The following is a 12,266-nucleotide window of genomic DNA, read 5'->3' as shown; positions in this document are numbered from 1 at the left end:
TTCGGTCACAATGTTATCCTTTGAGCGTATCCATTTCATCTACATGAACCGTCGTACGATTACGATACAAAGCAATTAAAATGGCGAGTCCTACCGCCGCCTCCGCTGCTGCTACAGCCATCGTAAACAGAGAGAAAATTTGCCCTGTTAAATTTGGGAACAAACCTAATTTACTAAACGCGACTAAATTTAAATTGGCCGCGTTAAGCATTAATTCAATACAAACTAATACAATCACTGTATTTCGCTTCGTTAAAGCTCCAAACAAACCGATGCAAAACAAAATAATCGCAAGCGTTAAATATGCAGAAGCGGGAACGCTACTCATTGGAATCCTCCTCTTTCTCATCCTTCTTCGCAAGTATAATCGCGCCAACAAGTGCTACAAGTAAAATGACTGAGGTTAACTCAAATGGAATAATATATTTCGAATAGAGAAGTGTACCGATTTGAAGTGTGTTTTTTTCATGGAGAGGTAAACTTCCTTGTGTGCTTTCATTTGCAAAATCAATATTGTTAACAGCGAAATACATAACTGCCCCAAATGCTACAACCGCAAAGAAGATAATCCATTTTCGAAGAGTAAGACGCGATTCATTTTCTGCGTTATGTTGCGTTAACATAATGCCAAAAATCATAATAATTGTAATCGCACCGGAGTAAAGTAAAATTTGTGCAACTCCGATAAATTCGGCCGATAAAAGAAAGTACAAACCTGCGATACTAAGAAATGTCAGAACGAGAGCTAGCATCATATGCATGACTTTCGTTAAGTTCAACATAAGAACACCGCCGATAATTGCAGACAAGGATAGTATGAAGAATGCTACAAACTCGCCATTCATGCTTTATTCTCCTTCCTGACGTTTTCGTCGTTTTCGTCAAGCCACTGCAAATTTTTAAATAAATCATCACGTGAATATTCCGCGAGCTCAAAGTTATTTGTCATAACAATCGCCTCTGTCGGACAAACTTCTGTACATAAATCACACAGAATACAAATTTCAAAATTAATATCATACGTGTCGATAATTTTTCCTTTTTTCGTAGGATCCGGATGTTTTTTTCCTGTTAACTGAATACAGTCTGTCGGACAAATGTTGGAGCATTGGTTACAAACAATACACTTTTCTGGATAAAACTTTTGAATGCCTCGAAAGCGGTCTGGCAACGGCAACGGTTGATTCGGATAATCGTAAGTCACCTTCTTCTTACTCAAATTGCTTAATGTATATTTTAATCCTTTAAATAGTCCTTTCATCTCTTACTGGCACCCCCCTCATAGATTAGAAGAATAACTCCTTAATCAATGCCGTTAAGAAAATATTCGCAAGTGCAATTGGCAATAATACTTTCCAGCCAAACTCCATTAACTGGTCACCTCTTATACGCGGAAACGTAACGCGGAACCAAATTAATAGAAAGACTACACTGCTAAATTTCAAAGCAAACCATACAGCTCCTGGGATAAACCCAAGGAACATAACTGGATTCCATCCGCCTAAAAAGAGCACTGTAATTAAAGATGCCATTCCGAAGAAATATACGTACTCTGAAAGCATGAAAAACGCCCAGCGAAACCCTGAGTATTCCGTATGATATCCAGAAACAAGTTCCGACTCTGCTTCTGGTAAATCAAACGGCGTCCTATTTAACTCTGCTACCGCTGCGATTAAGAAAACGACGAAACCGATTGGCTGCACGAAAATGTACCAAACATTCTCCTGCGCTGCTACAATTTCATTTAAATTCAGGCTACCAGCTAACAAAACGACGCCAATTACACTCATTACAAGCGGAATTTCATAAGAAATCATTTGCGCTGCCGCACGCATCCCTCCTAAAAGGGAATATTTATTATTTGATGCCCACCCTCCGGTTACGACACCAATCGTCGTAATGCCAGAAACAGCAATGTAATACAGTAAGCCTACGCCAATATCCGCGAACTGAAATTTATCAGTAAACGGGATGACTGCAAGCACCATAAATGCCGGTGCGAATGCAATGACAGGCGCTAATATAAACAACGGTTTATCTGCCGCTTTCGGAATACTATCTTCTTTCAGCAATAGTTTTAAAACATCAGCTACCGTTTGCAGTAAGCCGAATCGGCCCCCAACTTGGTTTGGGCCAATCCGCCCTTGCATAAAACCCATCACTTTCCGTTCTGCCAAAATACCATATGTAACGAAGCCAAGGACTGCAAATAATAGAAGCACCGCTAATCCGAAAAAAATGAAGAAATTCGTCCAGCTTGAAGGTGATTGTAAGAGCGTTTCAATCATTAGCCATCAACCTCCCCAAGTACAATATCAACTCCACCTAAAATCGTAATTAAATTGGCGATGTTTTCACCTTTCAATAACTTCGGTAAAATTTGCAAATTGTAAAAAGACGGCCTGCGAAACTTCAAGCGGTACGGCTCTTTCTTTCCATCACTAGCAATATAGCAACCAATCTCTCCTCGCGGCGATTCTATACGGACGAACGCTTCCCCTTTAGGCGCCTTAATGATTTTCGGCACTTTCGCTAGCACAGCTCCGTCTTTCGGGAACTGTTGGACAGCTTGCTCAACAATTTTTAATGACTCCTCAATCTCTTGCATGCGGCAAACGTAACGATCCCAAGCATCTCCCACACTCCCAACAGGAATATCGAAATCAAAACGATCATAAATGGAGTACGGTTCATCCTTGCGAAGATCCCAGTTTACTCCGGTACACCGCAAATTCGCTCCGCTTAAAGAATACGAAATCGCTTCTTCCGCGCTATATATACCAACGCCTTTTACGCGATTTAAGAAAATCTCATTACCGCTAACGAGATCATGATAACCTGCCAATTGCTCTCGCATATACGGAACAAACTCTTCCACTTTTTCAATCCAACCGTCCGGCGCATCCCACTTTACACCCCCGACTCTCATATAGTTAAAAGTAAGACGGGCACCGCATAATTCGTTTAATAAATTTATAATCATCTCTCGTTCACGAAACGCGTATAAAAACGGGCTGACCGCTCCTATATCAAGAAGATTTGTCCCCCACCAAACGAGGTGGCTCGCAATCCTTCCAAGCTCCATTGCAAGTACTCGTAAGTATTCGGCCCGCTCCGGGATTTCAAGCCCCATCATCGTCTCGACAGCATGGCAAATGACGTAGTTATTCGTCATGGCCGATAAATAGTCCATTCGATCTGTATAAGGGATAATTTGCGTATACTGTAAGCTCTCGGCAATCTTTTCGGTCCCGCGATGCAAATATCCAATAACTGGTGTAGCTTCTTTAATAATTTCCCCGTCAATCTTAATAACAAGCCTGAACACACCATGCGTACTCGGATGCTGAGGCCCTACATTCAAAAGCATTTCTTCCGTACGGATCATAAGCTACACCTCCACATCATACGGTTCATAATCTTTCCTAAGCGGATACCCTATCCAATCATCAGGCATTAAAATACGTGATAAATTCGGATGTCCCTTAAATACAATGCCGAGCAAATCATACGCTTCTCGCTCTGGCCAGTCCGCTCCTTTCCAAAGCGCTGCAACCGACTCTACTTCTGGTGCTTCCCTATCCAACTTCACCTTCACCGCTACTGACTGTTTCTTTCCATATGAAAATAAATGAACATATACTTCCATATGTGTCACAAAATCCGTCGCATGTAGCTCTGACATATAATCAAAAGCAAGTCCTTCATGGAATCGCAGTAATTCCATCACTTCATAATATTTTGCGGGATCCACAACAAGAGTCGGCACGTCTTTTGAAAGTTTATTAATGTAGGAATCTACTAATGCATCCTCTCCTTTTTCCCCCTTAATAAATTCAACATACTGATTTAAATACGGCTGATTCACGGATGGCTCTTCCGGCTTCAGCTCCTCTTCCTTCTTACCTTCAGCGCCCTTTGTCTTTGCTCTTGCAGCCGCAGCCGCTTTTGCTTTCGCTGCTGCTTTTGCCTTCGCCTTTTCATCTCCCGAATCCTCATTACCTTGAGAGGCCTTCTGCTTCGCTAACGCCGCTGCTTTTGCCTTTGCGGCCGCCACGGCCTTGGCTTTCGCCTTAGCCTTGTCCTCTTCCGTTACTTCTTCTGTTCCTTCTCTTTTTTGCTTCGCTAACGCTGCCGCTTTTGCTTTTGCCGCGGCGGCTGCCTTCGCTTTGGCCTTTTCCTCTTCCGTTACTTCTTCTGTTCCTTCTCTTTTTTGCTTTGCTAATGCTGCCGCTTTTGCTTTTGCCGCGGCGGCTGCCTTCGCCTTCGCTTTGGCCTTTTCTTCTTCCGTTACTTCTTCTGTTCCTTCTCTTTTTTGCTTTGCTAATGCTGCCGCTTTTGCTTTCGCGGCTGCAGCTGCACGTCGTTTTACTTCTTCCACAGTCATACCATCATTTTTTGGTAGCGCTTTCTCTTTTTCTCGATTTTCTTCCTCAAGTTTACTTATTTCCGCATCATGTTTCGCAACGAGACGCTTTCTCGCCTCTTCTTTCGCATGCCTAGCCGCTTCTCTTTTCAAATCCTCTAGGTCTTTATTTGGATCACTCATTTATTCGTCACCTGCTTTCCCGTCTTTGCCTCGTAACGAATTTTTTCTTTCAATTTATTAATTCCATAAATTAAAGCAGCAGGATTGGGTGGACAACCAGGAATATACACATCCACTGGTACAATTTGATCCACACCTTTCACAACAGCGTACGAATTTACATATGGGCCACCTGCTGTCGCACAAGATCCCATTGCAATAACCCATTTTGGTTCGGGCATTTGATCGTATAAACGCCGAACAATAGGAGCCATCTTCTTCGTTACTGTTCCCGACACAATCATAACGTCCGATTGCCTTGGCGATGTCCGAAAAAATGACCCAAATCGATCTAAATCGTAATGTGATGAACCTACTCCCATCATTTCAATTGCACAGCATGCCAGTCCGAATGTCATCGGCCATAAAGAATTGCTTCGTGCCCATCCTTTTAACTGCTCCAATGTAGAAAAAAAGATATTTCGTTCTAATTCCGCCCGCTCATTTGGATGTAATTCCTCAAAATTTATAACCATTGTAACACCTTCTTTTTCCAAGCATACGCTAATCCAACTAGCAACATTACAACAAAGATAAGCATTTCAATCAGTGCAAATAAACCGAGCTTGTCATATGCAACAGCCCATGGATATAAAAATAAAGTTTCTACATCAAAGATGACAAACAATAAAGCAAAAATATAATAACGAGCATGAAACCGAATATTTGCATCATGAAAAGGCTCAATCCCACTCTCATACGTCGTCGCTTTCGCTGCACTTGGTTTGTTTGGACGCAGCATCTTTCCTAATGTAAGAGCCACTACCGGCAGCAATATACCTAATAGCAAGAAAATCAAAACGATCATATAACTATTTTCATATACACTTGCCATTGTGAAACCCTCCCCCCTGAATTAAGAACAAGTTCACTTAGTAAACAATATGTCCTAGCTGCAGTAATTATTATTTTTAAATTTTTCTAAATAATGCAACTATTTTAATCATTATAGCAAACTTCAAATTCCTATGTCGATACATTGGGGACCGAAACGAGAATTATTAAAATCTATTTTTATAACTCGCTATACCTGTGTAAAATAAGTATAGAAATTATATATATGTTTCAAGAAACAATAAAAAATAAAAAGAGGAATTTATATGTATATACCGTGGGTGAGATAAATGAAAAAACAAACACATGTAAGTATTCTTATAAGCATTATATTGTTATCTATAGCGATTCATTACGTGGCAATGCCTTTTCTATATGAATACTCATTTCCTTTTCAAATATTAATTGGAATGAGTACCTTATTCATTGATATTATCGCTTGTAGTTATATACTTTATTTTTCAAATAGGAAAGAAGGGTTACCTCGTTTATTTTGGACCATTTTATCTGTTGGAACTCTCTCTTATTTCATTGGTGATATGGTCGTTGCCTATCAACGTTTAATTTTAAAGGACTATTATACATTCGTTGATCCGTCCGATTTTTTTTACTTACTTTTTTTAATTACCTTTGCATTTGCGTTTCTATATGAAATCATCTATAACCGCGATTTATTAGAAAAGCTTTTTATGATATGTGATATTTGTATTATTGTTACAGCACAATTCACTTTAAGTTACTACTTACTTATTGAACGCACCATTCACGTTTCTTCAACATCCTATATCGACATATTTGTTCAACTTACCTATCCAATGGCCGATTTGCTCTTTCTTCTCATAGGAATCAATCTGTTATTCAAGCCATTATCCTTATTATCCAAAAAAGTTGGTGCGCTTCTTGGCAGTGCTTTAATTTTATATGCTACTACAGATGCGATTTATGCTTATATCAAATACTTCATACCCGAGTATTCTATGTTTACAGTTACTCCTCTCTATCAAATAACTTTAGTACTAGTAGCAATCGCCTGTATTCTGCATACAAAAGAACCCGAAAGACAAGAGCAAGTACTATTAACACCTAAACTTGGGGAATCGATCAGATTGTCATTACCTTATATTTCTGTAGTAATGCTTATTGTTTTTATACTAGTTGAATATGTTTTTGCACCTATTGTAGTAATCGGGCTTATAATAACTTTCTCCTTCGTTCTCATACGCCATAGTTTAGTTCGAAAACAAAATAAAATATTATTACTAGCTCAAATGCAATTCAACTCAGAACTCGAAAAACAAATTGAACTACGTACAGAAGATTTAGTAGAACAAAAAAATGAACTATATCATAACCAACAGATGTTTAAATCTTTATACGAGCACCATCCAGATCCAATTTTCACATTAGACTTGTACGGTAATTTTCTCAACGTGAACAACGCTGGTACTACTTTACTCGGTTATCAAACGAATGAATTATTAAAGCAACCATACTATTCACTTACGTATGAAGAAGATTTGGAAGAAATCATTAATGCCTTTCATCGAGTAAAAAAAGGGAAATCTATTTCTTTAGAAGTACGGGCATATCATAAGAATAGGGATATTTACTACTTGCATGTTACAGCAGTTCCTATCTTTTTAAAGGATCATATTTCTGGTGTTTATTTAATGATTAAAGATATTACGGAAAGCAAACAACAACAAGAACAGATTAATTTTCTAGCATATCATGATACTTTAACAGAGCTTGCAAATCGCCGTGCATTTCATCAATATGTAGAACAAGCAATTGCTCGATCCGAAATATCAAAAAGGCCTTTTGCTGTTATGTTTCTCGACCTAGACCGCTTTAAGGTTATTAATGATACCCTCGGTCATAGGGTAGGAGACCTTCTATTAATTGCCGTAGCAAAAAGACTAGAAAGACTATCGACACCAAATATGAAGCTCGCCCGGCTAGCCGGGGATGAGTTCACAATCCTTATCGAAAATTATAAAAAAAGACCTGATGTGAAAAAAATAGCTGATACGATTGTAGCAGCCATGAACGAACCATTCGAAATTGAAAGTCAACATTTACAAATCTCACCGAGCATCGGGATTGCAATATATCCTGAAGCAGGTGAAGATCCATTATCCATTTTACAGCATGCTGATATGGCCATGTACGAAGCAAAAAATAAAGGAAAAAATGGTAGCTCCCTATACACGAAAGAATTGTATAAAAAAATGGAACGAAAAGCTCGAATTGAAAAAGATTTACCACTCGCTTTAGTAAACGAAGAGTTTTATCTCGTTTATCAACCACAAATTGATATTACGACGAAAAAGATTATTGGTGCTGAAGCATTACTACGCTGGAAACACCCACTCCTAGGTGACATTCCGCCATGTGAGTTCATTCCAATTGTAGAAGAGACGCCACAAGTCGTTCCGCTCGGTCATTGGGTATTAAAAGAATCTTGTCGCCAGTTAAAAATATGGCATACTTTCGGCTACACAGATTTAAAAATAAGTGTGAACTTATCCGCAAAAGAGTTTCAGCAAGAGAATTTAATCAACAACATTTCACAAATACTAACAGACATTAAAGTCGATCCAAAGCATGTAACACTTGAGCTAACAGAACGAATTGCAATGATTGATGAAAAAGAAACATTATCAAGACTAAAACAATTAAAGGAATATGGTATTCAAACGTCCATTGATGACTTCGGTACCGGCTATTCTTCTCTCGCTTATTTATCAATTTTCCCTATTGATACGTTAAAAGTACCGAGAGAATTTACACAACTAGCCGATCATCGACCTGAGGAAAGAGCTATCGTTTCCACTATCCTTTCCCTTGCAAATACTTTAAACCTCTCTGTCGTTGCTGAAGGAATTGAAACAGAAAAACAACTTAAGTTTCTACAAAAGAACAACTGTAAATATATGCAAGGTTACTATTTCAGTAAACCACTTACTAGTCATCAATTTATAAAATTTCTACAAAAAACACCCAGTATGAACCAATAGCTCATACTGGGTGTTTTTATAGTGTCGGAATTGTTTTCTCGTAATACTCCTCTGCAATTTCTTCATAAAAAGCTGCTGACGTCGTATAAAAATATGGAATTAGCCATAGGAATCCAATCCCTAACGTAATACAACTTAATATAAACCAACCAATAAAGCTTAAACATAAAATGAAATACTCCATCTTATGTCCATTCATCATACGACGACTTTCTGTAATAGCTTGATTTATGGAATACTCAGGATGATCATTTATTATAAAGTACGTCATCGCATAAGAAAATGATTTAATAATGCCTGGAATAATAAATAATAAAAACCATAAGAAAATATAAATGTTCACTACTATATATAATAAAAATGACTTTATAAACTTACTTCCTTCTGTAAACCATCTGAATATATGCCCAATACTCGCTTCTTTTTCACGAATGATATGTAGTGCTAAATGATAACCACCTAGCGTTAATGGACCTACCATCAATATTGTAATAACGTCTACTGAAAGTGAGTTATTTACTTCTTTCCAATCCCAAAATTGAAAGAAAATGAAATCAATACTAAAACTAAAAGCTGAAATAAGAATCGAAATCAGTAATGTTGCCCCGACAGCTAATCCCCATTTCCCTTCTAATGAATCTAGCGCTTCTCCTTTTAAATCACTAATCATATTCTTCCTCCTATACGTAATAACTCTATTAGTATAGCATGTTCCTACTACAATTCATCTTTTGAAAGATAGCGATAAAAATGCGCTGTCGTTGTACTCATATACGGGCTAAGCCAAAGAAAACCTATTCCAAGTGTTAAAATCGCTAAAATACCCCATCCTATAAAACTGAGCCATAAAAGAAATAAATCTAACTTATGTCCCTTCATAAGATGTTTACTTTCTTTCATTGCTCGTGACACACTATACTCTGCATTTTCAATCATTACATAGTACGTCATCGCATAAGAAAAATACATCACAATCATAACAACGATTGAAATAGCTAATAGTACAAAGAAAGCGATAGTAAACGACGTATTTCCTTCTTCACCGAAAAATGCGAATAAGGCTACTAGCAACATTGGAATCCATGTACCTGTATATAACAAAATCGCAAGCATTGCCCACATCGTTTTCATCATTCTTTTAAAGCCACGAAACCCTTCGAATAAGTGATCTACTTTAACACCTTCTCGTTTACTCATCTGTAAAAATACATTTGTATAACCGTATGATGTAATTCCATACGATGCGTTACTCAAAATTATTATGATGCAATAAAAAATACCAAATGTAATACCTGCTCCAATTGATATTGTTTCCTCTTCAAGTGAACCTGTTAAACCAGCAAATAGTAAAAATATAATAACTCCTGGAATTAAAAGTATAAGCATTGCAGCCATTGAAACAACATAACTTAAAATAAAATATAAAATCGTTGATCCAACACCTAGTCCCCATTTTCCCTTTAAAGAGTGCAACGCTTCTCGTTTCATTTCACCGATCATTTATTCATCCCCTTTATAAATTGTTGTACATTCTCTACTTATACAAGCATCAATATAATTATACCATTTTTGTAAAATTATCCATGAACTACACAAAAAAATCCGTAAAGGCAAAGCCTTTACGGATTTTTTATTTCATATCGGAAACGTTTAAACGGTTCACAGCACGTTGTAATGCCATTTCTGCACGTCTAAAGTCAACATGTGCTTGTTTATCTTGCATACGTTGCTCAGCGCGACGCTTCGCTTCATTTGCACGATGGATATCGATATGGTTTGCTTCTTCAGCAGATGATGATAATACAGTTACTTTATCTGGACGAACTTCGATAAAGCCACCGCTTACTGCTACATAATCAGTGTGTCCACCATGTTTCAGACGAACTGCACTAATTTTTAATGGTGCAACAGTTGGAATGTGACCTGGTAAGATCCCCATTTCCCCACTCTCTGCTTTTACGCTTACCATTTCTACTTCTTTTTCGTAAACCGGTCCATCAGGAGTTACAATACTGACTGGAAATGTCTTCATAATTCGTCCCTCCTAAGGCCTTACGCCATCATTTTCTTCGCGTTTTCAATAACTTCTTCAATACCACCTACAAGACGGAATGCATCTTCTGGAAGGTCATCATATTTTCCTTCTAGAATTTCTTTAAATCCGCTAACTGTATTTTTTACAGGTACGTAAGAACCTTTTTGACCTGTAAACTGCTCAGCTACGTGGAAGTTTTGAGATAAGAAGAATTGAATACGACGAGCACGATGTACAACTAACTTATCTTCTTCAGATAACTCATCCATACCTAAGATAGCAATGATATCTTGAAGCTCTTTATAACGCTGTAAAGTTTGCTGTACTTGACGAGCTACTTCATAATGCTCTTCTCCTACGATTTCTGGAGAAAGTGCACGAGATGTAGATGCTAATGGATCTACGGCTGGGTAAATACCCATTTGTGTTAAACGACGCTCTAAGTTTGTTGTTGCATCTAAGTGAGCGAACGTTGTAGCTGGTGCTGGATCCGTATAGTCATCGGCTGGTACATATACCGCTTGGATAGACGTGATAGACCCTTTATTTGTAGATGTAATACGCTCTTGTAATTGACCCATTTCTGTTGCAAGTGTCGGTTGGTAACCTACCGCAGATGGCATACGACCAAGAAGGGCAGATACTTCAGAACCTGCTTGCGTGAAACGGAAGATGTTATCGATGAACAATAGTACGTCTTGTCCTTGCTCATCACGGAAATGTTCAGCCATTGTTAAACCTGTTAATGCAACACGTTGACGTGCTCCAGGTGGCTCATTCATTTGTCCGAATACCATCGCAGTTTTCTTAATTACGCCAGAATCGCTCATTTCGTGGTATAAATCGTTACCCTCACGAGTACGCTCACCTACACCAGCGAATACAGAGATACCACCGTGTTCTTGTGCGATGTTGTTAATTAATTCCTGAATTAATACAGTTTTACCTACACCGGCACCACCGAATAGACCGATCTTACCACCCTTAATGTAAGGAGCAAGTAAGTCTACTACTTTAATACCAGTTTCAAGAATTTCTACTTTAGTAGATAATTCTTCGAATGCAGGTGCTTGGCGGTGAATTGGATCACGACGTACATCGGCAGGAACCTCACCATCTAAGTCAATTGCATCACCTAATACGTTAAATACGCGACCAAGTGTTGCATCACCAACTGGTACAGAGATTGCTTTACCAGTATCTTCTACTTCTGTACCACGAACAAGTCCGTCTGTGGAAGACATTGCAACTGTACGAACTGTATCATCACCTAAATGAAGTGCAACTTCAAATGTTAAGTTAATGCTTGTTCCGTTTTCGTTGCTTTGTTTTACCGTAAGGGCGTTGTAGATTTCTGGTAGCTTTCCGCCATCAAACTTAACGTCTACAACCGGACCCATGATTTGCGTAACGCGCCCTTTATTCATCGGGTTCCCTCCTAGCTTTCTTTTAATTAGCCAACTTGCTACGAGCAGTTAGCTTTTAATTTTTTATTGGTTTATAGCTTACGCGACTCTTTTGAAAGAGCCGCCTACGCTTTTTATTGAATCTAGTTCCAGCGGCTAGAACAGTCGGTCATTTCGCGCCTTCCTGCGAGGCAAACTACGCCTCTTCTTCAGGAGCTCCAATGCCCTCTTGTTCTGGACGAGCCGCTTCCACTTTTTACTGAATCTAGCTCCGGCGGTTAGAATGTTCGGTGGCTTCGCTTTTTCCTGCGAGGCACAAATCGCCTCTACGTCAAAAGCTCCATCCCCCTCTCATTCTGAACGAACCGCCTACGCTTTTTATT

General features: G+C 38.7%; 13 protein-coding genes. 1 reads left to right on the top strand and 12 read right to left on the bottom strand.

Annotated features, from left to right (window positions below):
* Positions 1–13: 13 nt before the first annotated feature.
* From nuoK to nuoA, 8 genes are read right to left on the bottom strand one after another with little or no spacing between them, the layout of a single operon-like run.
* Positions 14–328 carry an NADH-quinone oxidoreductase subunit NuoK gene (gene nuoK, locus AC1DMU_RS16245; RefSeq protein ID WP_000100078.1) on the bottom strand — a complete coding sequence of 105 codons (315 nt, stop codon included), beginning with the start codon at positions 326–328 and terminating at the stop codon, positions 14–16.
* Positions 321–845: an NADH-quinone oxidoreductase subunit J gene (locus AC1DMU_RS16240; protein WP_001012824.1), complete on the bottom strand. Its 525-nt coding sequence runs from the start codon at positions 843–845 to the stop codon at positions 321–323. Before AC1DMU_RS16240 ends, nuoK begins: the two co-directional genes overlap by 8 nt.
* Positions 842–1,261 (bottom strand): NADH-quinone oxidoreductase subunit NuoI, encoded by a 420-nt coding sequence (nuoI, locus tag AC1DMU_RS16235; RefSeq protein WP_000677191.1) that lies wholly within the window; start codon positions 1,259–1,261, stop codon positions 842–844. The genes AC1DMU_RS16240 and nuoI overlap by 4 nt, the downstream gene beginning before the upstream one ends.
* 25 nt (positions 1,262–1,286) lie before the next feature.
* Positions 1,287–2,288, bottom strand: coding sequence for an NADH-quinone oxidoreductase subunit NuoH (gene nuoH, locus AC1DMU_RS16230; RefSeq protein WP_000573437.1), 1,002 nt, complete (start codon positions 2,286–2,288; stop codon positions 1,287–1,289).
* Positions 2,288–3,388 carry an NADH-quinone oxidoreductase subunit NuoD gene (gene nuoD, locus AC1DMU_RS16225; protein WP_000621434.1) on the bottom strand — a complete coding sequence of 367 codons (1,101 nt, stop codon included), beginning with the start codon at positions 3,386–3,388 and terminating at the stop codon, positions 2,288–2,290. Before nuoD ends, nuoH begins: the two co-directional genes overlap by 1 nt.
* A gap of 3 nt (positions 3,389–3,391) precedes the next feature.
* Complete coding sequence (locus tag AC1DMU_RS16220) at positions 3,392–4,549, bottom strand: NADH-quinone oxidoreductase subunit C (protein WP_088064863.1); 1,158 nt, start codon at positions 4,547–4,549, stop codon at positions 3,392–3,394.
* On the bottom strand, positions 4,546–5,064 hold the full coding sequence (gene nuoB / locus AC1DMU_RS16215; protein WP_000236331.1) for an NADH-quinone oxidoreductase subunit NuoB: 519 nt from the start codon (positions 5,062–5,064) through the stop codon (positions 4,546–4,548). The genes AC1DMU_RS16220 and nuoB overlap by 4 nt, the downstream gene beginning before the upstream one ends.
* Positions 5,055–5,423: an NADH-quinone oxidoreductase subunit NuoA gene (gene nuoA, locus AC1DMU_RS16210; RefSeq protein WP_000179270.1), complete on the bottom strand. Its 369-nt coding sequence runs from the start codon at positions 5,421–5,423 to the stop codon at positions 5,055–5,057. Before nuoA ends, nuoB begins: the two co-directional genes overlap by 10 nt.
* A gap of 289 nt (positions 5,424–5,712) precedes the next feature.
* Between nuoA and AC1DMU_RS16205 the strand changes: the two genes are divergently transcribed.
* Positions 5,713–8,442, top strand: coding sequence for a putative bifunctional diguanylate cyclase/phosphodiesterase (locus tag AC1DMU_RS16205; RefSeq protein ID WP_088064864.1), 2,730 nt, complete (start codon positions 5,713–5,715; stop codon positions 8,440–8,442).
* A gap of 16 nt (positions 8,443–8,458) precedes the next feature.
* Here AC1DMU_RS16205 and AC1DMU_RS16200 read toward each other — a convergent pair whose 3' ends face one another.
* The 4 genes from AC1DMU_RS16200 to atpD all read right to left on the bottom strand — a co-directional run bounded on the left by AC1DMU_RS16200 (position 8,459) and on the right by atpD (position 11,904).
* Positions 8,459–9,112, bottom strand: a complete 654-nt coding sequence (locus tag AC1DMU_RS16200; protein WP_048542679.1) for a DUF975 family protein — start codon at positions 9,110–9,112, stop codon at positions 8,459–8,461.
* Between the two features lie 47 nt (positions 9,113–9,159).
* Positions 9,160–9,942 carry a DUF975 family protein gene (locus AC1DMU_RS16195; RefSeq protein ID WP_088064865.1) on the bottom strand — a complete coding sequence of 261 codons (783 nt, stop codon included), beginning with the start codon at positions 9,940–9,942 and terminating at the stop codon, positions 9,160–9,162.
* 130 nt (positions 9,943–10,072) lie between these two features.
* Positions 10,073–10,474 carry a F0F1 ATP synthase subunit epsilon gene (atpC, locus tag AC1DMU_RS16190; protein ID WP_000847206.1) on the bottom strand — a complete coding sequence of 134 codons (402 nt, stop codon included), beginning with the start codon at positions 10,472–10,474 and terminating at the stop codon, positions 10,073–10,075.
* A gap of 20 nt (positions 10,475–10,494) precedes the next feature.
* The gene (gene atpD / locus AC1DMU_RS16185) at positions 10,495–11,904 is read right to left on the bottom strand and encodes a F0F1 ATP synthase subunit beta (RefSeq protein ID WP_001032603.1); all 1,410 of its coding nucleotides are present in this window, start codon (positions 11,902–11,904) and stop codon (positions 10,495–10,497) included.
* Positions 11,905–12,266: the final 362 nt, after the last annotated feature.

The sequence above is a fragment of the Bacillus sp. 01N45 genome (assembly GCF_056399205.1).
The sequence above is the reverse complement of the archived record's forward strand: the minus strand, read 5'-3'. Positions and strand labels throughout refer to the sequence as shown.